Annotated in this window: 20 protein-coding genes; 15 read left to right on the top strand and 5 right to left on the bottom strand. The window is 58.8% G+C overall.

Features of this window, described 5'->3' with window-relative positions:
- The first annotated feature begins 33 nt into the window (after positions 1–33).
- Both uvrA and ACYU7Z_RS11095 read left to right on the top strand, forming a co-directional pair.
- Positions 34–2,913, top strand: coding sequence for an excinuclease ABC subunit UvrA (gene uvrA / locus ACYU7Z_RS11100; protein WP_460570403.1), 2,880 nt, complete (start codon positions 34–36; stop codon positions 2,911–2,913).
- A gap of 595 nt (positions 2,914–3,508) precedes the next feature.
- Entirely contained in the window at positions 3,509–6,235 is a 2,727-nt protein-coding gene (locus ACYU7Z_RS11095; protein ID WP_460570401.1) for a T9SS type A sorting domain-containing protein, read from the top strand.
- Positions 6,236–7,050: 815 nt separating this feature from the next.
- Here ACYU7Z_RS11095 and ACYU7Z_RS11090 read toward each other — a convergent pair.
- A complete protein-coding gene (locus ACYU7Z_RS11090) occupies positions 7,051–7,329 on the bottom strand; it encodes a hypothetical protein (RefSeq protein ID WP_460570399.1) in 279 nt (92 codons plus the stop codon).
- A gap of 233 nt (positions 7,330–7,562) precedes the next feature.
- Between ACYU7Z_RS11090 and ACYU7Z_RS11085 the strand changes: the two genes are divergently transcribed.
- The 3 genes from ACYU7Z_RS11085 to ACYU7Z_RS11075 all read left to right on the top strand — a co-directional run bounded on the left by ACYU7Z_RS11085 (position 7,563) and on the right by ACYU7Z_RS11075 (position 12,576).
- Positions 7,563–9,890: an ATP-dependent helicase gene (locus ACYU7Z_RS11085; RefSeq protein WP_460570397.1), complete on the top strand. Its 2,328-nt coding sequence runs from the start codon at positions 7,563–7,565 to the stop codon at positions 9,888–9,890.
- 457 nt (positions 9,891–10,347) lie between these two features.
- Positions 10,348–11,460, top strand: a complete 1,113-nt coding sequence (locus ACYU7Z_RS11080; RefSeq protein WP_460570395.1) for a leucine-rich repeat domain-containing protein — start codon at positions 10,348–10,350, stop codon at positions 11,458–11,460.
- 432 nt (positions 11,461–11,892) lie between these two features.
- A complete protein-coding gene (locus ACYU7Z_RS11075) occupies positions 11,893–12,576 on the top strand; it encodes a hypothetical protein (RefSeq protein WP_460570394.1) in 684 nt (227 codons plus the stop codon).
- A gap of 312 nt (positions 12,577–12,888) precedes the next feature.
- Here ACYU7Z_RS11075 and ACYU7Z_RS11070 read toward each other — a convergent pair whose 3' ends face one another.
- Both ACYU7Z_RS11070 and tnpA read right to left on the bottom strand, forming a co-directional pair.
- Positions 12,889–13,437 carry a DUF1415 domain-containing protein gene (locus ACYU7Z_RS11070; RefSeq protein ID WP_460570392.1) on the bottom strand — a complete coding sequence of 183 codons (549 nt, stop codon included), beginning with the start codon at positions 13,435–13,437 and terminating at the stop codon, positions 12,889–12,891.
- 69 nt (positions 13,438–13,506) lie between these two features.
- Entirely contained in the window at positions 13,507–13,968 is a 462-nt protein-coding gene (gene tnpA / locus ACYU7Z_RS11065; RefSeq protein WP_460570391.1) for an IS200/IS605 family transposase, read from the bottom strand.
- A 320-nt stretch (positions 13,969–14,288) separates the two neighbouring features.
- Between tnpA and ACYU7Z_RS11060 the strand changes: the two genes are divergently transcribed.
- Complete coding sequence (locus ACYU7Z_RS11060; RefSeq protein WP_460570389.1) at positions 14,289–14,765, top strand: hypothetical protein; 477 nt, start codon at positions 14,289–14,291, stop codon at positions 14,763–14,765.
- A 39-nt stretch (positions 14,766–14,804) separates the two neighbouring features.
- On the opposite strand, the gene ACYU7Z_RS11055 is transcribed toward ACYU7Z_RS11060, so the two are convergent.
- Positions 14,805–16,241 carry a S41 family peptidase gene (locus ACYU7Z_RS11055; protein ID WP_460570387.1) on the bottom strand — a complete coding sequence of 479 codons (1,437 nt, stop codon included), beginning with the start codon at positions 16,239–16,241 and terminating at the stop codon, positions 14,805–14,807.
- Between the two features lie 291 nt (positions 16,242–16,532).
- Here ACYU7Z_RS11055 and ACYU7Z_RS11050 point away from each other — a divergent pair, with 291 nt between their 5' ends.
- The 9 genes from ACYU7Z_RS11050 (at position 16,533) to ACYU7Z_RS11010 (ending at position 23,316) form a co-directional block, all read left to right on the top strand.
- Positions 16,533–17,285, top strand: a complete 753-nt coding sequence (locus tag ACYU7Z_RS11050) for a hypothetical protein (RefSeq protein ID WP_460570385.1) — start codon at positions 16,533–16,535, stop codon at positions 17,283–17,285.
- Positions 17,286–17,448: 163 nt separating this feature from the next.
- Positions 17,449–18,297, top strand: coding sequence for a hypothetical protein (locus ACYU7Z_RS11045; protein ID WP_460570383.1), 849 nt, complete (start codon positions 17,449–17,451; stop codon positions 18,295–18,297).
- A gap of 115 nt (positions 18,298–18,412) precedes the next feature.
- Positions 18,413–18,826, top strand: a complete 414-nt coding sequence (locus ACYU7Z_RS11040; RefSeq protein WP_460570381.1) for a DoxX-like family protein — start codon at positions 18,413–18,415, stop codon at positions 18,824–18,826.
- Between the two features lie 44 nt (positions 18,827–18,870).
- Entirely contained in the window at positions 18,871–19,632 is a 762-nt protein-coding gene (locus tag ACYU7Z_RS11035; RefSeq protein ID WP_460570379.1) for a YqjF family protein, read from the top strand.
- Complete coding sequence (locus ACYU7Z_RS11030; protein ID WP_460570377.1) at positions 19,596–20,351, top strand: class I SAM-dependent methyltransferase; 756 nt, start codon at positions 19,596–19,598, stop codon at positions 20,349–20,351. Before ACYU7Z_RS11035 ends, ACYU7Z_RS11030 begins: the two co-directional genes overlap by 37 nt.
- Positions 20,335–20,730 (top strand): hypothetical protein, encoded by a 396-nt coding sequence (locus ACYU7Z_RS11025; protein WP_460570375.1) that lies wholly within the window; start codon positions 20,335–20,337, stop codon positions 20,728–20,730. The genes ACYU7Z_RS11030 and ACYU7Z_RS11025 overlap by 17 nt, the downstream gene beginning before the upstream one ends.
- A 93-nt stretch (positions 20,731–20,823) precedes the next feature.
- On the top strand, positions 20,824–21,420 hold the full coding sequence (locus ACYU7Z_RS11020; protein WP_460570373.1) for a NifU family protein: 597 nt from the start codon (positions 20,824–20,826) through the stop codon (positions 21,418–21,420).
- Between the two features lie 162 nt (positions 21,421–21,582).
- Positions 21,583–22,683: a transglutaminase-like domain-containing protein gene (locus ACYU7Z_RS11015; protein WP_460570371.1), complete on the top strand. Its 1,101-nt coding sequence runs from the start codon at positions 21,583–21,585 to the stop codon at positions 22,681–22,683.
- Positions 22,684–22,728: 45 nt separating this feature from the next.
- Positions 22,729–23,316, top strand: a complete 588-nt coding sequence (locus tag ACYU7Z_RS11010) for a M23 family metallopeptidase (protein ID WP_460570369.1) — start codon at positions 22,729–22,731, stop codon at positions 23,314–23,316.
- A gap of 92 nt (positions 23,317–23,408) precedes the next feature.
- Here the strand turns inward: ACYU7Z_RS11010 and ACYU7Z_RS11005 are convergent, their stop codons facing one another.
- On the bottom strand, positions 23,409–24,518 hold the full coding sequence (locus ACYU7Z_RS11005; protein ID WP_460570367.1) for an AI-2E family transporter: 1,110 nt from the start codon (positions 24,516–24,518) through the stop codon (positions 23,409–23,411).
- Positions 24,519–24,533 lie beyond the last annotated feature (15 nt).

The following is a 24,533-nucleotide window of genomic DNA, read 5'->3' as shown; positions in this document are numbered from 1 at the left end:
GAGCGGCAATGGCTTACCTTTGCGGCACCTCTTATGAAACAGGCAAGCGCACGTAAACCGAAAACAGCAACGCCGCCGGCAGCCGCCGCCGGCGACATTTATATCAAGGGCGCCCGGGTGCACAACCTCAAGAACGTGGATGTGTCGTTTCCGCGCAACAAGCTTATCGTCGTTACCGGCGTGTCGGGCTCGGGCAAATCATCGCTCACCATCGACACCCTGTATGCCGAAGGGCAGCGTCGCTACGCCGAAAGCCTGTCGGCTTACGTACGCCAGTTTCTCAACCGGATGGACAAGCCCGATGTGGACTACATCCACGGCCTGGCACCTGCCATCGCCATCGAGCAGAAAGTGATCACGCGGACGCCGCGCTCCACCGTCGGCTCCATGACCGAGATCTACGATTACCTGCGCCTGCTGTTTGCGCGCGTGGGCCGCACCATATCGCCCGTGTCGGGCCGCGAGGTACGCAAGGACGACGTCGGCGACGTACTCGAGGCAATGCGCGCGCAGAAGGAAGGGAACAAGCTGTTTCTCCTCACCGCCTTTCGCCTGCACCGCAACCGCGCCGAACGCGAGGAGCTCAATATCCTGATGCAAAAAGGCTTCACGCGCCTCTATGTATCCGAGTTGTCGCATACACAGAAGGAAAACCCGGTAACCAGCAGCGCCACCTATCACATCGAAGACCTGCTGCAGGATCCCGAAGTCTTTACCAACGCCTTCCGTTACCCCGAGAACGTATTTGTACTGATCGACCGCTTCGTGGCGCGCCCCCTCGACGAGGACGACGAGCACCGCCTCGGCGACTCGATCGGTACCGCATTCTATGAAGGCGAGGGCGATGTATACCTCGAGGTGGATCCGGCCGATGACAAGGGCCCGAAGCGCCTCCTCAACTTCAACAACCGCTTCGAGCTCGACGGGCTCCAGTTCGAGGAGCCGCAGCCGAACCTGTTTTCGTTCAACAACCCGCTCGGCGCCTGTCCCGTGTGCGAAGGCTTCGCCGCGGTGCTGGGTATCGATGAAGACCTCGTGATCCCCAACAAATTGCTGTCGGTGTATGAAGGCGCCGTGGCTCCCTGGAAGGGCGAGAAGCTTGGCCTGTGGCGCGAGAACTTTGTGCGCGCCGCGCGGAAGAACGGCTTCCCGGTACACAGCCCCATCGCAGATCTTACAAAAGCACAATACGACCTGCTCTGGAAGGGCAATGCCTTCACCGAGGGCATCGAAGACTTCTTCAAAGAGGTGGAACAGAATCTGTACAAGGTGCAATACCGTGTGCTCCTGAGCCGCTACCGGGGTCGCACCAAGTGCCCCGAGTGCGAGGGCTACCGCCTGCGCAAGGAAGCACTCTACGTAAAAATACAGGGCAGGCATATCGGCGAGCTGAGTGAGCTGCCGGTGCGCAACCTGAAGGCCTGGCTCGACGACGCGTTGCCGCGCTTTTCGGAGTTTGATAAAACCGTCGCGAAGCGGATCCTCATCGAGATCACGCACCGTGTAGATACGCTGCTCAAAGTCGGCCTCGGCTACCTCACACTCAACCGCCTGGCCAATACGCTTTCGGGTGGTGAATCACAGCGCATACAGCTGACGCGCTCGCTGGGTTCCAACCTCACCAACTCGCTGTACATTCTCGACGAGCCTTCGATCGGCCTGCACCCGCGCGATACCGCCAACCTCATTCAGGTGCTCAAGGAGCTTCGCGACCTCGGCAACACGGTGGTGGTGGTGGAGCACGACGAAATGATGATGCGCGAGGCCGATCACATCATCGACATGGGACCGCTTGCCTCGCACCTTGGTGGCGAAGTGGTGGCCGCCGGCGACTACGATGCGATCGTGAAGAACCCGGAAAGCCTCACGGGCAAATACCTCAGTGGCGTGCTCAGCATCGATGCGCCGAAGCAGGTGCGGAAGTGGAAATATTCGGTAACGGTGGAAGGTGCGCGGCAACACAACCTCAAGACCGTAACGGCCGAATTCCCGCTGGGGGTGCTTTGCGTTGTGAGCGGTGTGAGCGGCTCGGGTAAGACGACGCTCGTCAAGCATATTCTTTACCCCGCGCTGCAGAAGCTGAAGGGCGAGCCCGGCGAAAAGGTGGGCCTGCACAAAGGCGTCAGCGGCGACATCGAGCGGATCACGGCCGTGGAGCTCGTGGACCAGAACCCGATCGGCAAGTCGTCGCGCTCCAACCCGGTTACCTATATCCAGGCCTGGAACGGGATCCGTGATCTCTTCGCCAGCCAGGGACTTTCGAAGATCCGCGGCTTCGCGGCGAAGCATTTCTCCTTCAACGTCGACGGCGGCCGCTGCGATGCGTGCAAGGGCGAGGGTGAAAAGATCGTGGAGATGCAGTTTCTCGCCGACGTGCACCTCACCTGCGAAGTGTGCAAGGGGCATAAGTTCAAGGAGGAAGTGCTCGAGGTGCAATACAAGGGCAAGAATGTGTACGACGTGCTCGAGATGAGCGTCGACGAAGCCATAGAATTTTTCAAAGACGAGAAGTCGATCGTCAACGCCATCAAGCCGCTCAGCGATGTGGGCTTAGGCTATGTGAAGCTGGGGCAGTCGTCAGATACGCTGTCGGGTGGCGAGGCGCAGCGCGTCAAGCTTGCGTCCTTCCTCGGCAAGGGCCGCGCGGCGGGCCAGATCCTGTTCATCTTCGACGAGCCCACAACGGGTCTTCACTTCCATGATATCAAGAAGCTGCTGGCTTCTTTCAACGCACTCATCGACCAGGGCCACAGCATCCTCGTGATCGAGCACAACACCGACGTGATCCGTTGCGCCGACTGGGTGCTCGACCTGGGTCCCGAGGCCGGCGATGCGGGCGGCAACCTCGTATACGCGGGCAAGCCCGAGGGGCTGCGCAAAGTGGCGGAGTCGCATACGGGGAAGTTTATTTAAGAAGATAGTTTAGGAGTTTCAGGTGGTTTAAAAGGTTTAGACGGTTGATGCCTTCGGCATTGCTGCCAGACCTTCCTTGGGGCCGTCATTGCGAGGCGCCGGTGCCGAAGGCAACGGCAACGAAGCAATCGGGTCTTCCATGTGGAGGAAGCCTAAGCCCGGTGCTTTCCGGCTGTCACCACATAGAGCAGCCGATTGCTTCGTCGGGCTTCACTGCGTTCGGCCCTTCTCGCAATGACGAACCAATTGGCAGTACCACCTCCACACGCCCTTTCGCGCTTCTTGCCTGTTTTTCTCATCAAAATACCGCGGGAAAAATCCCAGTAAATTCTGTGCATTTCCTATTGGATAAGCCCTTCCGGCGGCTGCATCTTTGAGCTGTTGGTTTGGTTCCCTTATGGGAGGTTCATTACAGTTATGGTTTGTTTTCGTTTTTATGAAGAGGTACGGGGGCTGTTTCCACGGCCCCTTTTTTACCCTTCCGCCGTGCGGCCGAACGCCTTCACCGAAGCATACCCGTTACACGTGCGGAATGAAGTAGTTTGAATCCCCTCCGATCTCCTGTGACGCTGCCGAACCGTTCAAAACATCGTTTATGCGTCTTTTCTCTTTCAGAATATGTTGCCTGCTGGTCGGCCTTCTGCCCTGCTTCCTGCCCGATGCAGGCGCGCGGCCGGTAGCACCTTCGCCGGCTTCCGCGGTCACACTTACTGCGCGCAGCTCGGGCAGCATCAGCCTTTCGTGGACGGCCGGCACCGGCAGCCGTCGTATCGTGGTGGCCCGCCTCAGTGCCACCGCCAATGTAACGCCCGCGGCGGGCACCGAATACACCGCCGTCAGCAATAGCTTTTCCGATGCGGCCAACCCGGTTACCGGCAGCGGGAATATCGTCATATATAACGGCACGGGTACAGCGACTACAATCACCGGGCTTGCGGCGCTCACGACCTATTCGTTTTTTGTGTACGAGTATAACGGCTCCGGGGCAAGCACCGAATATAGCACCGCGGCAAGCCTTACCAGCCAGTCGACACTCGCGGCCGCACCGTCGGCGCAGGTAAGCAGCAGCGCCTTCACCTTCGGCGGCATTCAGTCGACCAACGTGGTGAAGCTGGATTTCCCCGCGGCGACTACCGTGGGCGGGTCGGGCTACCTCATTATGTATAAAGAAGGGTCGGGTCAAAGTCTTGCCGGTGGCGATCTCCCGGTGGATGGTACAACTTATGCGGCTGCCGGAGTCATCGGCTCCGCAACTATCGCGTCGGTGATCACGAGCAGCGCGCAAACGACGTCGAACATATCGGGCCTGACCGGGAGCAAGCACTTTACCTTTTTCCTGGTTCCCTATGCCGGCTCGAATGCGTCGGCGACCAACTCCTTCAACACGGCCGGCACGATCGGCAGCCGCTACGTTCCGAGCTTCGCGGGGAGCGCTGCCAGCAACGGCGGCGAAACGGCCACGCTGTCGTCGCTCGTGAACACCACTACGATCAGCAACAATACGCAAGGCTTCCAGGTGTGGCAGTTCACGCTGTCGGAAACCGACGACGATGCGCTGCCCACGATCCTGAAAAGTCTCACGATATCGGCTTCGGCCAACAACCAGCTAAGCTTTTCAACCGCCATCCAGTCAGCGGCCCTCTTCAGTGGCAGCACGTTGCTGGGCAATGCCGTGATCAGCGGCAACCAGCTGCAGTTCACGGGGCTCGCGCTAACTATTCCCGACAACGGCAGCAGCATGCTATCGCTCCGGGTGTCATTGAAAAGCAACGTCAACAGCGGGGCCAGCACGGGCGGCAATAAAGACGGTGACCGCTTTGCTTTCCAGTTGAGCAATGCCAATGTAAGTGCCGATGTGGCGGCCAACTCTTCGCAGTTCGCTTCCTTTACGTCGATCAGCAGCGCGGCATCGGGCAGCAACCTGTATGCGGTGGTAGCTACGGCGATCCAGTTTGCGCAGGGTCCGCCGGTATCGGTGGATCCGTATGTTACGGTAAGCCCCACACTCAGCGTGGAGGGCGTAGATGCCGGTGGCAACCGCGATATCGATTATGCAACTTCGGTGACGCTGAGTGCGGGCTCGGGCCTCAGTGGTACCCTGACGCGAACAGCATCGGCGGGAATCGCCACGTTCACGGGACTTTATTTTACGAGTGCCGGCAGTACGCAGGTGGGCGCGACGAGCGCGGCCCTATCGGCCAGCAGCAGTACGGTTACGGTGAACAGTGTGCAGAACGCCGGCGTCTTTGCTTTCAATGGCACGTCCTGCAACGCGGGTACGCTGACGGTAACGGGAGCGGTGACGGGTTTTACGTTTGGGAGCGTGAGCTACAGCGGGCTTACCTGCAACAGCAACGGCAACAGCGGTGGCGTGCAGGCGCTGAGCGTGAGCAGCAGCTGGCCGGCCTCTTTCGACAACACGAAGTATGTGGAGTTCTCGGTGGCGCCGGGATCGGGCTGGCGGATCAACCCCACGGCCATCGCCTTTGAGATCTATCGATCCACGAATGGCGCCACGAGCTATGCGCTGCGCTCGAGTATCGATGGCTATGGCGCCGACCTGGCTACGGGAACGACGCTGACGACGGCGACGGCCACAACGATATCGCTGGGATCCGTTTTCCTGGGCCGCACGGGGGCTACGACCTTCCGGATCTATGGCTGGGGTGGCACGTCGGGCGACCTGCGCATCGACAACCTGATGCTGCGGGGGTATGCCGGCACACCGCTGCCGGTGTCGCTGCTGGCCTTTACGGGCAAGCGGACCAATAATGTCAACGAGCTGAAGTGGATCACCGCTACCGAATCCAACAACCGTGGCTTTGCCATCGAGCGCTCCGCAGACGGCTCCCGCTTTACGGAAGTTGGCTTTGTTGCCAGCCGCGCCCAGGGTGGCACGAGCACGAGCGACATCAGCTATTCCTACACCGACGCTTCGGCAGGCTCAGCGGGACAGGGAGCTTCTTCGAAATGGTACTACCGCTTAAAGCAGCAGGACCTCGACGGGCAGTATAAGTACAGCGCGGTGGTTCTCCTGAAAGGCGACAAGAGCGGTAGTCTCACCCTTGATGGAATCTACCCCAACCCCGTAAAAGGCACGGCCTCGATCCGCCTGCAGGCTTCGGCCCAGGGTGGCAGCGTGGTGCTGCAACTCACGGATATGCTGGGTAAGGTGGTGCGCACGCAACCGGTGCTCACCGAGGCCGGCTCTTCGACGACGGTCCAGATGAACGTCAGTGGTCTTCCGGCCGGGCAGTATCACCTGAAGGCGTTTACGGCCAATGGCGATGCGAGCGAGACCGTGACGCTGATCAAGCAGTAATAACAAGGGCCCATCCCCCACAGCGCTACGCGCGCATCCTTCGCCTTCGGCTCGGATGTCCCTAGGGGAAGGGGAGCAGGAAGCCTCCCCACACGGGAGGCTTTCTCTTTTAACGCCAAGGCGCGAAGGCTTCTTGGGACGCAAAGGAGGCGAAGAAAAGAAGGGACTTACGCTGTGGAACTCGTTGCAAGAAGACTGGAGGAAGTCACGATGTGGCAGGGCGTAGGCCAAGAGTTTGCGACGCAAACCGCAAAGGGTGTTGCCCGAATCCGCAGTGTTTTCTTTGGGACTATTGGGAGCGCTGTGTGAAAACAGTAGGAATAAATGGCACGAAAGGAAGGAAGCGGTTTTTACAGCGGCGCGATGCTTATAGAAGGGAGATTCCTACAGGTACTGCATTTGTCTAAAGCAGCGCCCTCAGACACTTCGCTTCGCTCCCTGTGACAAAGGCGCTCTCCGGGCGCCTTTGTGCTCTGCCCGCAGGGCGTCTCTCGTTAACCGCACAGAGAACAGTCACAGCCATGAAAACGCTTCCCCTAGGTTTCGTTGGTAGGAAACCTGTCTCCGTGCGCTCTGCGAAACGCACCGTGCCCTCTGCGAGAGACTTGCCCCGGGGAGAGCCGAAGGCAACAGGTAATACCAACACGCAACAGTTTTCACTGCGATGGGATGCTTATGGGTTGAAGACTCCTACGGGTACCATCGTTGCCTGAAGCGACACCTCAGACACTTCGCTTCGCTCCCTGTGAAAAGGCAGCGCGGAGCGCCGCCTTTGTGCTCCAATGTAGCCTTGCAGCCTGAGCAGAGTCGAAGTGCTACCCGAAAGCCATTACGCAGAGCGCCCAGGTAAACAGGGCCGTGGGTACGAAGGCGCAGAAAAACATCCACCGGAGGAGCCGCTGGCCGCGCGGTACCGTGTCGTGGAGCAGCGCGAGGAACAGCACGGCGAGGCTGTAGGCTGTTCCGTAAAGGAAAAAGGCGATCGAGTACCAGAGGTAGGTATCGATATCGTACAAAATGCCTGATACGCCGAAGACGGCAAACAGGATCAGGCAAAAAACGATCATGACGAGGGTGACGTTGCGGAGCCACATGACAGCAAGATAAAAAGCCCGTCCGGAGACGCCATGGGAAAAACACCAGCGATTCCTGTTTTTTTCCCCGCCCCGCCATTTTAACGGCTACATTCTTTAGCAAACCCCTCCCGAAGCCGTAAATTTGCAAACCCCCAATTTCTAATCTCGGATGTCTGGTGTCGGATGTCTGCTGTGATTTCCAGATCAGCCAACATCCGACATCCGCGATCCGACATCATACACCATTTTTTATGCACGATTACCTGAAGGGCTTGAATGAGCGGCAGCGCGAAGCCGTAGTGACGACAGAAGGACCACTGATGATCGTGGCCGGCGCCGGCAGCGGCAAGACGAAGGTGCTCACGACCCGCATTGCCCACCTCATGGCCAAGGGCGTCGACTCGTTCAACATCCTCGCCCTCACCTTTACCAACAAGGCCGCCGCCGAAATGAAGGAGCGCGTGGAGCATATCCTCGCCAGCCGCGAGGCCCGCAACCTCTACATCGGCACCTTCCACTCCGTTTTCGCTCGCATCCTCCGCGCGGAGGCCCACCGCATCGGCTACCCCAACTCCTTCACCATCTACGATACCGACGACGCCAAGAGCGTGGTGAAGGCCGTCACCGGCGAACTCAACCTCGACGTGCAGCACTACAAGCCCAACGCCGTGTACAACCGCATCTCCGGCGCCAAGAACGGCCTCGTGAGCCCAAAGGAATACATGACCGACTACCACATCCAGCAGGAAGACATGCGCGCCAACCGCCCCATGATCGGCCATATCTACGACGCCTACGCGAAGCGCTGCTTCAAGAACGGCGCCATGGACTTCGACGACCTGCTGTACAAATTCTATGAGCTGCTCAAGAACTTCCCCGAGGTGCTGCACAAGTACCAGCACAAGTTCAAGTACATCATGATCGATGAGTACCAGGATACCAACCCCGCGCAGTACGAGATCATCAAGCTGCTCGGAGCGGCCCACGAGAACGTGTGCGTGGTAGGCGATGACGCCCAGTCGATCTACTCCTTCCGCGGCGCCACGATCGAGAACATCCTGCAGTTCCAGAAAGACTACGACGACGCCAAGGTGATCAAGCTGGAGCAGAACTACCGCTGCACGCAGAACATCCTGGCCATCGCCAACGAGGTGATCAAGCAGAACAAGGGGCAGATCCCGAAGACGCTGTTTACCGAGAACGAAACGGGCGAGAAGATCCGCCTCGTGCGCACCATGACCGATAACGACGAGGGCAAGTTCATCGCCGACGCCATCCAGGAGCTGCGCCTGCGCAATCACTACGTCAACAAGGACTTTGCGATTCTCTACCGCACCAACGCGCAGAGCCGCTCCTTCGAGGAAAGCCTGCGCCGCCACAATATTCCGTACACCATCTACGGCGGCATTTCCTTCTACCAGCGCAAGGAGATCAAGGACTACATCGCGTACCTGCGCCTCATCGTCAACCCCAAAGACGAAGAGGCCCTGAAGCGCATCATCAACTACCCCGTCCGCGGCATCGGCAAAACCTCCGTCGACCGTGCCGTGATGCACGCCAACGAGCAGGGCATCTCGATGTGGGAAGTGCTCGAGAGCGCAGGCATGTTCGGCTTCAAGGCCGGCACGCTGGCGGCCATCGAGGAGTTCGTGCTGATGATCCGCTCGTTCAAGAGCATGCTCGAAACGAAGAACGCGTACGACATCGCCTTCCATGTTGGCAAGCAAACGAGCTTCGTGAAGGAGCTGTTCAACGACAAGAGCACCGAGGGCGTGCAGCGCTACGAGAACGTGCAGGAGCTTCTCAACTCGATCAAGGAATTCGTGGAGACGCCGATGAGCGAGGAAAGCGGCGAGGTGGGCGACAAGAGTCTTTCGTCGTACCTGCAGCAGATCGTGCTGCTGACCGACTCCGACCAGAAAGATCCCGACGCCGACACCGTGAAGCTGATGACGATCCACGCGGCCAAGGGCCTCGAGTACCCGGTGGTGTTCGTGGGCGGCCTGGAAGAAGGCCTCTTTCCAAACCAGATGTCGCTCAACACGCGCGAGGAGCTGGAAGAGGAGCGCCGCCTGTTTTATGTAGCCGTAACCCGCGCCAAGGGACGCCTGCACCTGACCTACGCCAATACGCGCTACCGCTTCGGGCAGCTGGTGCAAAGCGACGCCAGCCGCTTTATCAGCGAGATCCCCGAGCAGTATATCGACCATAGCTTCGCCGGCGGCGGCGTGAAGAACCAGAGCTCCTCCAAGTGGGGCCAGGGCTCGGCCTTCGAGCGGATGCAACGCGGCTTCCCCAGCGCTTCTGCACCGCGCGAGCCGGAGAAGACCGCCGTGACCTCGCTGCTGCAGAATACGCGTCCGAAGGAAGTGACCCACACGCCCTCCGCGAACTTTGTTCCCAGCGACCCCGCCACCCTCGCCGAAGGCATGAAGGTGGAGCACCAGAAGTTCGGTTTCGGCACCGTGCTGAAGCTCGAAGGCTCCGCGCACAACCCCGTGGCTACGATCCAGTTTGAGCACAACGGCGAGAAGAAGATCATGCTGAATTATGCGAAGCTGATGATCGTGACGGGGTGAATGGGCAATGGTGAATGGGCAATGGTGAATGAGTGATGAGTAATCAGTAATGAGTAATGAGTATAGCCAAAGGCGTCGCAAAGGGTGCCTTTGTTTTTCGTCCTGACGCGTAGTGGCAATCGGTGCCAATCAAGAAATTCAATCACGGTCAATGACGTTTACGGTGCTGCGTAGCACTATGTGTTAGGCCGGGGTTTCGACCCCGGGTATGGATATGCCATGCACGTGCATCGTGGCGCGTAGCGCCACCGCGCCGGCGCCCGCTCTATAGAGCTTTGTAAAGAGGCAAAACGGATCGCGCCTTGGTCTCATTCAGAAGGCACGACAAAAACGGCAATCTTTCCAAGAAAAATTAAGGCTGCAGCTTTGGGGTTTCGTGACCCGAAACAAGAATTTTTGATTTATATTTCAAATCCTAACAGCTGCGATGCTTTTCTCACAAATGATTTGAAATGAGATGTCTTTTCATCCTTCTGGTCTTTACATCAGTTTCTTGCTTTGCGCAACACGCCCCCGACATTTATCATTCGCTCCAGGATGCCCTTACAGTACCCCGAAAAAGGTTCTAGATCTTTCAGGGACCAACCTTAAGACGCTTCCCGAGAAAGCTAGCTCATTCGTAAACCTCGAAACGCTAGATCTCAGTTCGAATTCATCAATAGATTTAACGCAATGCTTTGATGTTTTACGCAAGCTTCCCTCACTGAAAACACTGGAACTGGCGGAAAACAAGTTGAAATCAATACCGAGTACGATCGTCCACTTGAGGCAACTAGTGGAGTTGAATCTTTTCGAGAATGAATTAACCCAGTTTCCGAAGGAGATTGCAAAGCTTAGGAAACTTAGAGTGCTCAGTCTTTTCGGTAATCAAATTGACCGTCTTGAGTTGAACAAAGGCGATCTCCCTGCCTTGCATACCATTGACCTTTGTTATAATCAATTCGAGGAATTTCCGGTTGATTTATGCACTCTTCCAAACCTGAAGTGCGTCCGGATTTGGTATAACCGGATTCGGTCCCTCCCGCCGGCAATCAAATTTTTAAAACATTTAGAGGCGTTAAACCTTGAGGCAAATCAGCTTTCCCATTTACCCAATGAGCTAGGCGAACTCAAAATGTTGCGGACACTTTCACTAAGGGGAAATGAATTAGACAGCGCCCAGATCGCTCCGGTATTTCGGCTAACAGGCCTGACAGACCTTGACCTTGATGACAACAAGCTCGAGGCCCTTTCTGCGGAAATTCGAAAGCTGCAAAATTTGCATCGCCTTTCGGTTAGCCGTAATCCATTAGCGAACCTTCCGCAAGAGCTGACAGCGTTGCCCAATCTGGAACAATTAGGCTTAGGAGACTTACAGTCTCTTAATTGGTTAGAAAGTTTTGCCATCCTGCAAAGGATGCATAGCCTTAGAAGAGTGGGCATGTTTGAAATGAGACTTCGAAAAATGCCAGATGGTTTCGGGAAGCTTCAGCAAATAGATACTTTCTGGCTAACCTTCAACTTGTTTGACAAGCAGGAGCGGCAAAGAATCACTACTATGGTTCCCAATGCGAAAGTTGTTTTTGATTAAATGCTGCCAGAACTATTTTACAGTCTTCTTGCATTTGAAAAGAAACACTATTTTTAAGTCAGCCTGGGAAAAGACCAAATACCAACTGCTCACCCCTGAACCAACACCGCCAGCTCTTTCCGAAATCCTTTTAGTGGTCGAAGTACCCTCCGCAGCGCCTGCGCATATCCCTTCGAGTGTTCGAAGTACCGTCTGCAGCACGTGGAGATAGTCCTTCGAGTGGTCGAAGCATTGCCTGTAGCACCTGCAGGTAGTCATTCGAGTGGTCGAAATGCCCGTGGCATACGCTGCAGGTACCCTTTCGGGTGGTCGAAGTGCCCTGTGCAGGACCTGCGGGTGCCCATTCGGGTGGTCGAAGGCCTGTTTTCAGTGAAAAGGAAAGCCGGGAAGACGTTTCAACACGTTCATTTTTTAACCCATAAACAGTGAACCATGATTGGAATCTTTAAAGTCGCCGACAACCCTTTCGACAGCGTGCTCATCTCCAACGACCGCCTGAACGATTTTGCGGTGGACGCCGTTCCCAAGCTCCGCGCGCGCTACCCCGACCTGGCCGCCGCGATCGATGCGGAGCAGCGGAAATTCAGCAACCTGCTGGGCAGCGTGTCCGTCAACAAAGCCTCCGTCGAAACGGGTACCGACGGCACTGACGTGTTCCTCGCCGAGCTCGCCCGATATATGAGCGACCAGGAGCCGCAGGTGGCCGTATCGCTCAAGCGGGGCAGCGCCGCGTACAACGCCATTTATCCCAACAACCTGCAGACCTATACGCGCCTGCTCAAGTCGGAGGCACCCGCCCGCCTCGATGCGTTAAAAAAGGTAGTGGAGGAGCAGGGGAGCGCATTGCCCGTGGATGTACAAACGCGCATGAAAGGCTTCCGCGCCGCCTGGGACGATGCCCGTGCTGCCCAGAATGCAGCGGAGGGTAACCTGTCCGATGCCCGTACCGGGCGTGTCGCCGCCCGAACGCGGCTGGAGGCCGCCCTGTTTGATGCGCTGCTGGTGCTGGCCCGCGAATACAAGGAACCCGCACGCCTCAAAGACTTTTTCGACCACACGCTGCTTGGCGCAGCACGGCACACTTCGCTCGAAAGACCGGCGGCGCCGACTGCCTGAGTCTTTCGACCCTTTAAGCAAAGGTTTTGGTGACGCCCCGGCGGTTTCAGCCCCGGGGCTTTTTCATGGAAGCAAGGGGCCAATAATCGTGGTGAATGGTCAATGGTAGATGAGTAATCAGTAATGAGTAATGAGTAGAGCCAAAGGCGTTGCGAAAGCGACGCCTTTGGCGTCATTTGGAGGCACGAACCGTATTCCGCGTTTCGCGTGCTGCCGCTGATTGTAAGCGTGTCTCTTTGGGATCCCTCCCTCCAAAACCCTTCAAACCCTTCAAAACCTTCCAGAACCCTCAGGAACCTTCAGAACCTTTTCTCAAACTTCCTTGCACGCCGCCCACAACCGCTGCATGTAATCCAATCCCTTCTCCCGGGCGAAGGCCATATTGCGTTCGGGAATGCGTTCGGGGTTGGGGTAGGAATCGACGGCGCGGCTGACGCTTTCCTCGCGCAGCAGGTGGAGCATCGGGTACGGCGAACGGTTGGTGTAGTTGGCGGCATCGTCGGGGCGGCTGCCGGCAAAGAGGTAGCCGGGGTGAAAGGATGCGACCTGGTACACGCCTTCGTAGCCCGCCTTTCGGAGCAGCGCTTCCGCGGCGTCCACGAGTTTCAGGTAATCGGTAAACCGGTTGAAATGCGCCGGGAGGATGAGGAACATCGTTTCGATGCCGCGGTTGGCATCCATTTCTTTCAGCGCTTCCGTCAGCGCGGAAAGCACCGCTGGCTTGTTGCCTTCGACGACCTGGAACCGGATGCTGTCGCGCTTCACCTCACGGAGCGCGAAGGGGCAGAAGTTGCAGCCGACAACAACGTCGACGATCCATTTTTTGGTCTGGGCGATGATATGTTCGGCACTCGCTGGCAAGCCATAAAGGTAACACAGGTTGACGGGACGCTGCATTGCTGCGTAGCGGCATTACGTGCCAATGTCGTTTTACAGCGGCTCATGAAACAGGTAGGGCGGATCGAACGCAACGTCGTTTTCGCGGAGCAAACCGGAATATTCCATCAGGAAGGATGAGGACCGGTGATGCTCGGGCTGATGCCGGATGTAATCCGCAACGGCATCAACCCCGCGTGCACTCACGTGAAACCATCCGTAGCCACGTTGCCATTCGAATTTGTCCTGCAGAAAGCCCTGCTCCCCGATCCATTTCGACGATTCCGCCTTCAGCACCTGCATGATCTGGCAGGGAGCCATCTTCATCGAAATAGCCATCAGCATGTGTACAGGGTCGGGCATCGCGTAGATGGCCATAAGCTGATGGTCCATACAATTGACGAGTCCGGTCATGTACCGCTGCAGCGGCTCCCGAAACGTTGGAAGGATAAGCCCATTGCGGTACTTGGGTGAAAAGACCGTGTGGACGGCCGACTTTGAATAGGCGTTCGCCATAGAGATCCTTTCCCCGAAGCTATTCCCGAGCCCTGGGGTAGCCATGAGCGAAACAACAGGACGTACCTGTTTTTTCCGGCTGCGATGCCGGTGTTTTTATCAGCAGTCGGCTTGTATTTCTACGGACATGATGGATGATGTGGAGTGGCACATGGTGGCGCTACGCGCCACGCCGCCGCCGCCCGCCACCGGGCTAAGACATGCTGCCGCTATGCGGCAAATAGCATGACGGCGTCTCGAGACTGCGGGTTCAGGTATTATCGCAAGGGTGCCTTTTGCGAACCGGCTTTTTAGCGCGCGCTGCGTACCTTGTTGCCACTATGCATTATCGCTCCCTGTTGTTCGTGCTGCTGCTCCTCGCCGGCTCCGCAAGCGCGCAGCGGCCGCCGGCTTCGGCCTACCGCTTTTCCTATGCCATCGATACCGCATCGAATAACCCGAAATATATCCGGGTGCACTTCCGCCTGATCAACAACAGCGACTCGACCCTTTACTTCCTGCGGCAAAGCTGCAGCCCGGCCAACGGGCTGCGCTGGAAAGAGCGGCAGTGGCAACATACTCCACGTGTCGTGTGCCGGGCTTCGTTTCCGCTAGTCGATACCGTTGTTGCGCATGGCTACTTCGAATGGACTACCTTCTTTACCGCATCGAAAAAAGCGCCTGTGCCGGAGTTTACCTACACGTTGGCGCGCCTGCGGCAACAGCAGAAGCCCGGCACCCTGCATGGCAATGAGCAGCGGCCCGACATCGATACGATCGCGCTGCGGGTGCGGGTACCGGAAGCGGCGCGGCAATAGTCGGGCAGTGCTTTGTACGGCTTTTCCCAGAAACGGTAATCAGCGCGCGTCCTGTTGCGCCAGCCAGCGGAGCGCAGCCTGCAATACGGCGTCTTCCTGCCGGCCGGGAAAGGTCTTTACCGCGATATCCGGGATCACCGGGCGATTGTCGCTGCGATTGCCATTGGGACGAACGAACAGCTTTGTGCAGGATCCGAAACTTACCCGCGCGTTCGGTGTATCGAAATAAAGCACCTCGCCATAGTCATTCGCCGGCTCGCCAGTGGGTTCGCCGATCAACGTGGCCAGCTTATAGTCGCTGATGGTCGCCGCGGTCATGTTGGCGCTTGAGAACGTATGCGGCCCGATCAGCACACCTACGGGGCCGCCGAAGCGCAGCGAATTGCTGCCGGGGCGCTCGGGAGCGCCGGCGGGCAGCACGATCAGCTCGCCATCCTTATGCGCGAGGTAGCCCGCCCATTTTACCGTGTCCATCGCGCGGCGCCGCGCCGTATCCAGGCCCCCGTACCAGGCGCGCACCTGCGGGCTCATTTTCCAATACACGTCACCCGACATGCGAAACGGTTTGTCGGTCAGGAACTGGAGCAGGTACCAGCCAAGCAGCGAGTTGCCGCCGCCGTTCCTGCGCAGGTCAATGAGCAGGCCTTTTACCGGTTGCTGCTGCAGGCTGCGGAACGTTTCTTCCAGGAAATTCCAGAATGCCCCGGGATCGCCTTCCATGCCATTGAAATGCAGCAGCCCCACGTTGCCTTCGACCCGTTCAAACGAATAATCGGGCTCCCGGGGCGGTGCCTGCACGCCCCGGCGGTACGCGTCACGCCGGCTTTTATAGATAGAATACCCAAGGCCATCGAGCGCAGCGTCGTGCGATTTACCATCGCGTACATACCGCACCCGATAGGGCGGGCGTACGCCATTGACGTGGAGCATCAGCAGGAGGTCGTTTTGTACCCGCGAGCGGCGCCAGGCAGGCAGTCCGCCGTAGTAGCCGAGGAAGCGCGGAAAGAGGCGCGCCGTGCTTTGCCCGTTGATCGACACGATGCGGTCGCCGGCGCGGAGCAGGCTGTCGCCCGAAAGATCGGCCAGCACATAAAAGCCATTCTCCGAGGCATCGCGCAGCAGCACCGGGAATACCGGGATCTTGCCGGCAATGATCTTCTGGCTCAACGGCGTTGCCCAGGCATGGGTATGCCCTTCGTTGTTCGCAGCGCACAGCCGCGCCACAAGCGGGTATACTTCCTCAGAGCCGACGTTGCGCCTGACCGACCCGGCCAGCGAGTCGCGCAACTGGTAAAAGCGGCCGCGGTTTATGTCGTGCCAGGGATTCGGATGCATGCTCTCCAGGGTGCGGGAAACGAAGCCGAGGTCTTCGCGTACCTGCGCGGGCGTGAGCGAATCCGGAATGCTTTGCGCAGCAACCGAAGTAAGCAGCAGGCAACAGCCGACGGACAGCGCAATACGAAACGGTGTAGTCATAACAATGGAAAGCTACACAAGCGAAATCAACCGCCACACGCCGCCGGAAGGAACCCGCATTTTCGCGGGATGAATCCGGCGACCGGAGTCCATTTGTTAAAATTTTCGAAAAGGAAATCGCCGCCGACCGGAATTTTTACTGTTTGCACCCCGTCGGTTAAACCTTTTTGGGAAAGGCCCGTCTGAGCGCCTTTTTATCGACGGCGAGGTATATGCGCATTTTCAAAAAACAGCTCTGGAGTTTGGCACAGATTTGTCTTAAGGGCGATCAAACCCTTAAACGTAAGTTTTATGAAAATTGCCAAGCAATCCCTCTTCCTGATCGCCGCCACCTTTGGCGCCACTGCTGCTTTCGCCCAACTGGGTACTGCCGTTTCAACTACTACCAATGCTGCTGTACGCGGCAGCGTTAGTTCTGCCGCCGCCACGAAGGCCGCCACCGGCGCGGCTGTGAGCGCTACGCATGCCGCTTCCGCCGCTACGAAAGCCACGACGGCTACCGCCGCATCCACTGGCGCCGCCACGCAGGCCGCCGCATCGGCCGCCGCTACCAAGGCCGTTGATGTGAAGAGCAGCGTTGGTTCGACCGTGGGTACTACCGCTGCCGGTGCCACGCAAACCGCGACCGAGGCCGCCGATGTAAAAGCCGGCGCCCGCGTGAATGCCCAGGCTTCCACGCATGCCAGCGACCAGGCCAAGGCCAACGCCAATGATAATTCCGCCGTATTCGGCGCGAAGACCGATGCGTCGACCAGCGTAAACACCGGTGCCGATGTGCGCGTGAATGGCAGCGACGCGATCCGCCAGGGCGAGGCCCAGGGCGTGAAGACCAAGGAAAAAGTAAAGCAGGATGGCAGCGCCGCCGTGCAAAAGACAAAGCAAAAGAGTGCCCAGGCCCGCAGCAAGGTGAAGACCGAAGTGCGCGCTAAATCGAAAGGTGCCGTTCACGCTTCGCAAACCGCGAAGGAGCACGCCAGCGAAAATTCCGCCGTTCAGGGCAGCGCCGCTGTGCAGTCTTCCGGCAGCGTGAAGGTGAAGCACTAATACTACGTCATTGCGGCACAGCGAAGCAACTCCTGGCCTACGCAGGCGCTCTGAATAAGAAGTACCCTGCAAACGCCGGACGTCCTTTACAATCAGCACAAGATCGTGGAGGCCGCTTTGCTGTGCCAGCAATGACTTTTTTACTACCCGAAACCCTCCGTGTATGAAACCGATCTTTCTCCTCGCCCTCAGCTTCTGCGGCCTCGCTGCTTCGGCCCAATCCGACAGCACCGCCCGCACCGACAGCGTTCCGAAGGCAAAACCGCAATTCAAGATATCGCTCAACTACAACAGCAACCTGCATTACTACGGACGCACCGACAGCATCCGCAGCAGCGGTTACTTCCCGATGGCCGAATTCTGGGCCACGCCCAACTTCTATATCAACGCAGCGCCCATCTTCGTCAACAACTCGCTTCAATCGTTTGAGTACGCCGGCGCGGTGGCTACGATCGGCTTCCAGAAGGTGACGAAGAAGTGGATCACGGGCCTCTATGCGCTGAAACCCTTTTATACGGCCGAAGCCCGCCTGGTGCAGTCGGCCCTGAAGGCACAGACAGGTGCGAGCGTCACGCGGCTCAACAAGTTGCTCAACCTGACGCTGGGCGCCGATGCGAAATTCAGCAGCGCCGTCGACTTCGGCGCCTCCGCCGGCATCGACCACCTTGTGCGCATCGAGTTGGGCAAGGGCGTCTTCGTCATCGACCCGGGCGTGACCGTCAACGCCGGCACGCAGCAGTTCAGCAGCACCTATGTCAAAAAGGGATCGGGCAGCAACAGCCCGCTGCCGGTACCGCTGCCCGGCAACAACGGCGGCAGTAGTTCTACGGTCACCGAAACCGGACGCCGCTTCGCCGTGCTTTCGTATGAGGCCACGCTGCCGCTTATCTACGCCCGCGATCACTGGATGCTGCTGGTCACGCCCGGCTTCGTAGCACCGCAAAACCTCGTAGCCGGCGAATACGGCAAGGCGATGGGGTATGTGACGGCGGGAGTGAAGTATACGTTCTAGGCCGCGGAAAATTTTCAATGTTCAACGCTCAATGCTCAATATTCAAGGGTCTTCCCTGAGAATTGAATATTGAGCGTTGTTTATTGAGCATTTCTGATCACTGTATCTTTAGCGCGTGCCGCTCCTTCACCGCATTGTCCGCATTTTTATTGCTTTTGTATGGCTCGTCAACGGGCTTTGGGCGAAGCTGCTCCACGCCGTGCCGCGGCACGAGGCGATCGTGGCGCGCTTCGTGGGCACAGACGCGGCGCCCCTGCTCACCCGTCTTATCGGCGCTGCCGAGATCGTGATGGGATTGTGGTGGCTGAGCGGCTACCGGCGGCGCGCCAACACGATACTGCAGCTCATAGTGGTGGCAACGATGAATACCCTCGAGGCGATCTTCGCCCGCGACCTGCTGCTCTGGGGACCGTGGAATGCGGCCTGGGCGGCGCTTTTCTGCGGCCTTGTCGCCTGGGGCGGACTCCGGCGGAACGCCGCCGATTCATTGACCGGCACGCGGCGCAGCGCGCTTCCGCTTGAAAATTGAGCCGGAACGATTTCGCGTAGTCTACCTTTGCCTTATACTTTCCTATGCAGTCACTGAAGGATCATCCCTTTGCCGTTGAAGCCCACTTCGACTCGTCGCTGGTACTCACCTTCGCGGCGCCCAAGGAACGCCTGCAGCCGCTGCTTCCCGAATGCCTGGAGCTCGACACCTTTCACGGCGATACCGCCTTCCTCGCCGTAGCGATGGTGCAAACAAGGGGGCTTCGCCCGAAGGGCTTCCCGGCCTTTATGGGCAACGACTTCTTTCTCACCGGCTACCGGCTTTTTGTACGCTATACCACGAGCGCCGGCAAGCGCCTCCGCGGGCTCTACATCCTCCGCTCCGAAACCGACAAGCCGCGGATGTCGTTCTTCGGAAACATCTTCACACACTACAACTACCGCACAACCGACATCACGCTGGCGCACTCCGGGCCGCATACCGAGATCGTATCGAAGCGCTCGAAGCTGCACGTGCGCACTACCGATACCGAAAGCCCGGTACCGCTCCCCGCGCACTCGCCCTTCGCCGACTGGAAGGAAGCACGCCGCTTTGCCGGCCCGCTGCCCTTTACGTTCACCTACGACAAATCGCGAAGCGAAGTGCTGATCATCGAAGGCGTGCGCGAGCACTGGGATCCCGAGCCGGTGCTGGTAACGGGTTACGAGGTGGGCTTTCTCCGGGAGCTCGGTCTTGCCGACCTGCCGCTGGCCAACGCCTTCCGCATCCGCAACATTCCGTATTATTGGAAAAAGGGTAAACGCGATCTATGGAAACCCGCCGCCGGCCCCTCCAGGGTGTCCTGAACATCATCCGCTTCAACTGGCCCTTCTTTGCCGTAGCGCTGTCCGCCTGGATTGTGCTGGCGCTGGCCGCATCGTGGGTACAGGATTGGCTGAAGGGCCTGCTCCTCGTGCTGCTGGCGGCAAGCATTGCGCTGACACTCGTTTCACTGCTCGTGTCCCTGTATATCTACGACCTGTCGGGGTTTTACCGGCTGCAGTGGCTCGGCGCCGCAGGCATCGGTCCCGGCGCGCGGGTGCTCAACATCAATGCCGGCTTCGACGAAACGAGCGCTGCCCTGCAGGAACGGTTCGGTCCCCTGGCGTTGGAGGTTTGGGACTTTTATGATCCCGCGCGGCACACGGAGCCTTCCATCGCACGGGCACGCGCCGCCTACCCCGCGTACCCCGGCACACAAGTGGTGGAAACATCGCAGCTTCCGGGTGGCGGGTCCTTCGACCGGATCCTCCTCACCTTCGCCGCCCACGAGATCCGCAACGACGATGAGCGGGCGCGCTTCTTCACCGCACTGCGCGAGCGGCTGGCGCCGGGCGGCCGCATCATCGTTACCGAGCACCTCCGCGACAGCGCCAATGCCCTTGCCTATCACTTCGGCGTGCTCCACTTCCTGCCGCGGAAAAGCTGGCTCCGCGTGTTTGGCGAAAGCGGGCTGCGCCTGGAAAAAGAAACGAAGTTCACGCCGTTTGTCAGCACCTTTGTACTCCATGCTGCTGCAACTTAAGATCATCGGCGTACTGCTCCTGTGCCTGGCGGCGCTGCACTGCATCTTCCCGCGCTACTTCCGCTGGCGCGAAGAGCTCGCCGGCCTCAGCCTCATGAACCGCCAGATGATGGGGATCCATACCTTTTTTATCGCGGTGACCGTAGGACTGATGGGGCTGCTGTGCCTGGCTGCCGGCGAGGAGCTGCTGCAAACGCCACTCGGCAAAAAGCTCGCCCTCGGCCTCGCCCTCTTCTGGGCGCTGCGCTTCGGGATCCAGTTTTTCGGCTACTCCCCGCAACTGTGGCGCGGCAAGCGCTTCGAGACGGCCGTTCACGTTGCCTTTACCCTGCTTTGGGCATACCTGGTGGCCGTTTTCCTCCTGGTGTACTGGTACTGACCGCGGCCCGTGTCGCGGGCGGGTCATATTTCCGTTTCCCGTAACATTTCCGCGCCGGCCATTGCCTAACTTTGCCCCCGTAAACCTGACGTTATGATCAAGACCGGCAATCCCATTATCAGCATATATACCGAGATGACGCCCAACCCGGAAACGATGAAGTTTGTTGCCAACAAGCTCCTCTACCCCGGCAAAAGCATCGACTTCCCCGACGTGGAAAGCGCGAAGCCCTCGCCGCTCGCCACCGAGCTGTTCGGCTTCCCCTTTATCCGCGCCGTATTCATCGCCTCCAACTTCGTTACCCTCAGCAAGACCACCGAGACCGATTGGGCCGACGTGATCCCGACGATCCGCCAGTTCCTCAAAGAGTACCTCGAGGAAGGCAAGGCGGTTGTGAATGAAGATGAAGTGGCGCAGGTGGTGCCCCAGAGCTCCAACGAGGTAACGGCCGACGACGACGACGTGGTGAAGCGTGTAAAGGAACTCCTCGAGAACTATGTGAAGCCCGCGGTGGAAATGGACGGTGGCGCGATCCAGTTCAAAAGCTACAAAGAGGGCGTCGTAAACCTGATGCTCCAAGGCTCCTGCTCCGGCTGCCCCTCCTCGATGATCACGCTGAAGGCCGGTATCGAAGGCATGATGAAGCGGATGATCCCCGAGGTGAAGGAAGTAGTTGCCGAGGCCGAATAAAGAACCGGCGCGTCCCGAAGCTTCGGAACACTAAGAAAACAGAGCATACACATTCGCAACGAATAAGAATGGTCCCGCCCGCCGCGGGACCATTTTTTTTGACAGTTCATGTAACTCAGGCCGCGCCCCGTTCGTCAGAACGAGCATCTTGCAGCTCCATTTATGAAACCACTACTCACGCTCTTGCTTGCCACGGGCAGCCTGCTGGCCGCCGCTCAACCGACGTACCGTAACCTGCCCCTGCTGGAGGCCTCCGGCGCCACTGCCGACTACCGGGTAGATGGCAACTGGACGCGTGGCTCCTGGGGCTTTGCACCCGAAGCCGCGCCCGACGTGCTCAGCATCCCCGTGTTTTCGCGCACGGTACAATTCGGTTTTTTTACCGGTAAGGACTCGATCCTGTTTCCCCTCAGCGCCGGCAAGCCCTACCGGTTTTACGTGCATACGATCGACGGCAAATACGCGCTTACCGACGTGCGTGGCTACAACTACGAGCCGCTCTCCTTCGACAGCGCTGCATCGGGGCGTCACCCGCAGTTCTGGTACGAGCACTCGGCCGACAATCCCTTCCTGCAGCAGCTCCGGGCATCGTATGGATTGGAGGAGATTGTGCGCGGCGCTACCTCCGACTCGGCCCGTGCGCTCCGCATCCTGAAATGGACACACGACCGCTGGAGCCACAATGGCGACAACCAGCCTTCGAAGCCCGATGCCCTGACGATCCTCGAAGAGGCGAAGTCGGGCAAGCAGTTCCGCTGTGTCGAATACGGCATCGTGGCGACGTCCGCCCTCAACGCCATCGGCCTGCCGGCGCGGGTGCTGGCGCTCAAAACGAAAGACGTGGAAACCACCGAGTCGGGCGCGGGTCACGTGCTGCTCGAGGTATACCTCACCGACCTGAAAAAGTGGGCGATCCTCGACGGGCAGTGGGATGCGATGCCGGTGCTCAACGGCGTGCCGCTCAATGCCGTCGAATTCCAGCAGGCCATTGCCCGCAACTACGACAGCCTGCAGATCCGCAGCCTCTCGGGTACCGGCAAAGACGATTACACCCGCTGGATCTTTCCCTATCTCTATTACTTCGATGTGAAATTCGACAACCGCGAAGGTGTTGCCGAGCGCGCCAGGCAGGAAGGCAAGCAGAGCCTCATGCTCGTACCCCTTGCTGCGAAGGAGCCTGCCGTGTTCCAGAAGGTGGCGCCCATCACCTATGCGCTGTATACGCGCTCTCTGGCCGATTTCTATGCAGCGCCCGCCTGGTGACCGCCCGCTTGATTTCAGCCCCGTAAACGGCTATCTTCATGGGTCATGAGGATAGCCGTTTGTGTTTCGATAGTGCTCAGCGCGCTGGCTTTTTGTACCGGTTCCTGTGGCGTGCAGCACCGCTTTGCCAGCGCCGCCGAGGCCGCGGCCGACTCCTCGCCCGTGTACCGGCTGCCCTATGCGCCAAGTTCGCGGTACCGGCTGGTGCAAGGCTACAACTCCTGGCTCTCGCACCGGCACCGCCTCGGGCTTGACTTCAAAATGAAAGTGGGCACCACCGTTATCGCCGCCCGCGAAGGCGTGGTGGTTCGGGTGGTCGACAGCTTTTCGGCACATGGGCTCAGCAAGCGCTACCTCGGTCGCGCCAACGTGGTGGTGATCCGCCATGCCGACGGCTCGAACCTGCTTTATGGCCACTTGAAAAAGGGAAGCGCGCTGGTGCACGTAGGCGACAGCGTGCAGCTCGGACAGCCGCTGGCGCTGAGCGGCAATGTAGGCTTTTCGGCCTTTCCGCACCTGCACCTTACCGCCTGGACAAACAGCGCCGCGGGTCGCCGCGCTCTGCCCACCCGCTTCGGCACCCGCGAAGGAATCCTGTACCTGCGTCCCGGCCGCCGCTACCGCGCTCTTTAATCAGTGACAGTTCCCGGCCACAACGCCAAACGCCAAACTCCAAACTCCAAACTCCAAACTCCAAACCCCAAACCCCAAACCGGAACCGGAAACTACTTCGACTTATGCCGGATGCGCCGGATGAGGAACCCGTGCTCGCGCGGCAGGTTGGTGTCGTCGCCCATCAGCAGGGCGAAGGGGCGCAGGCCGGGGATCTCTTCGAACACCACCTTTACGATCGCCAGCAGGGGCAGGGCCATGAAGGTGCCCGACAGGCCCCAGAGGGCCGCCATGGTGAGTACGGCCACGATCGCCGCCAGCGCGTTGATGCGGATCTTGGAGCCCACGATGATCGGGTTAAGGATGTTGGTGTCGATCATGTGAATCAGTAACATAGACACGACGGCCCACAGCACCGTAGCGGGCGCGTTGGTGGTGATGGAGATCAGCGCGGTGAGCAGCAGCGCGAGCGTGATGCCGATATAGGGAAGGATCTTGATGATGGCGCTGATGATGGCCAGGAGCAGCGCGTAGCGGATGCCCAGCAGCGCCAGCACGGCGAAGAAGGCGCTCGCAACGACCGCCATCTCGATGAGCAGCCCCACGATGTAGCTCCGGATCACGTATTGAATTCGGTTGAACAGATTCTGGATAACGCCCGCGTGCTCGTCGGCAAACAGCTGCAGGAAAAAGCCCAGGATAAGTCCGCGGTACAGCAGCATCAGGAACGTCATGATCAGCAGCAGGATGCCGGCGAAGAGGATCACCGAGCCCAGGGTGAGCGTCCGGTTTACCAGGTACGACGTTTTGGGTAGGAGGTTGACGCTCGAGGTTTGGACGATCTCGTGCACCCGCGCCGTGTCGGTCTTGAGCCAGCGCCCGAGCAGCGCCTCCAGTTGCTGCAGCGAATGGTCGATGTTCTGCTTGATAAGGGGCAGGTCTTCGCGGAACGAGAGGATGGCGTTGAACAGGAAGTAGAACAGCAGCACGAAAAATACGATCGCGAACAGCAGCACGATAAGCGCCGCGTAGGCCCGACCGAAGCCCTGCTTTTCGAAAAAGCGGCAGGGGCCGGTGAGCAGCAGCGCCATAAGCCCCGCCAGGGCCAGGGGCTTCAGCACCATCTGGCAGTAATAAAACAGCACCAGCGCCAGCGCCAGCGTCAGCAGGGGTGGAAGCAGGCGGGTAAAGGTGTCGTTGGTGGGGACGCGGCAGACGGGCATAACGGCAGGGGTAAA

The organism is Flaviaestuariibacter terrae, assembly GCF_054777635.1.
This window is presented reverse-complemented; position numbering and strand designations above follow the sequence as displayed.

Bases quoted from the DNA above. Each gene is read 5' to 3' on its own strand.
- ACYU7Z_RS11035 (WP_460570379.1), top strand. From the start codon at position 18,871: ATGCAGTCACTGAAGGATCATCCCTTTGCCGTTGAAGCCCACTTCGAC.
- ACYU7Z_RS11025 (WP_460570375.1), top strand. From the start codon at position 20,335: ATGCTGCTGCAACTTAAGATCATCGGCGTACTGCTCCTGTGCCTGGCG.
- ACYU7Z_RS11055 (WP_460570387.1), bottom strand. From the start codon at position 16,241: ATGACTACACCGTTTCGTATTGCGCTGTCCGTCGGCTGTTGCCTGCTG.
- ACYU7Z_RS11090 (WP_460570399.1), bottom strand. From the start codon at position 7,329: ATGTGGCTCCGCAACGTCACCCTCGTCATGATCGTTTTTTGCCTGATC.
- ACYU7Z_RS11050 (WP_460570385.1), top strand. From the start codon at position 16,533: ATGAAAATTGCCAAGCAATCCCTCTTCCTGATCGCCGCCACCTTTGGC.
- ACYU7Z_RS11045 (WP_460570383.1), top strand. From the start codon at position 17,449: ATGAAACCGATCTTTCTCCTCGCCCTCAGCTTCTGCGGCCTCGCTGCT.
- ACYU7Z_RS11075 (WP_460570394.1), top strand. From the start codon at position 11,893: ATGATTGGAATCTTTAAAGTCGCCGACAACCCTTTCGACAGCGTGCTC.
- ACYU7Z_RS11030 (WP_460570377.1), top strand. From the start codon at position 19,596: ATGGAAACCCGCCGCCGGCCCCTCCAGGGTGTCCTGAACATCATCCGC.
- ACYU7Z_RS11060 (WP_460570389.1), top strand. From the start codon at position 14,289: ATGCATTATCGCTCCCTGTTGTTCGTGCTGCTGCTCCTCGCCGGCTCC.
- ACYU7Z_RS11095 (WP_460570401.1), top strand. From the start codon at position 3,509: ATGCGTCTTTTCTCTTTCAGAATATGTTGCCTGCTGGTCGGCCTTCTG.
- ACYU7Z_RS11080 (WP_460570395.1), top strand. From the start codon at position 10,348: ATGTCTTTTCATCCTTCTGGTCTTTACATCAGTTTCTTGCTTTGCGCA.
- ACYU7Z_RS11010 (WP_460570369.1), top strand. From the start codon at position 22,729: ATGAGGATAGCCGTTTGTGTTTCGATAGTGCTCAGCGCGCTGGCTTTT.
- ACYU7Z_RS11005 (WP_460570367.1), bottom strand. From the start codon at position 24,518: ATGCCCGTCTGCCGCGTCCCCACCAACGACACCTTTACCCGCCTGCTT.
- ACYU7Z_RS11085 (WP_460570397.1), top strand. From the start codon at position 7,563: ATGCACGATTACCTGAAGGGCTTGAATGAGCGGCAGCGCGAAGCCGTA.
- tnpA (WP_460570391.1), bottom strand. From the start codon at position 13,968: ATGGCGAACGCCTATTCAAAGTCGGCCGTCCACACGGTCTTTTCACCC.
- ACYU7Z_RS11015 (WP_460570371.1), top strand. From the start codon at position 21,583: ATGAAACCACTACTCACGCTCTTGCTTGCCACGGGCAGCCTGCTGGCC.
- ACYU7Z_RS11020 (WP_460570373.1), top strand. From the start codon at position 20,824: ATGATCAAGACCGGCAATCCCATTATCAGCATATATACCGAGATGACG.
- uvrA (WP_460570403.1), top strand. From the start codon at position 34: ATGAAACAGGCAAGCGCACGTAAACCGAAAACAGCAACGCCGCCGGCA.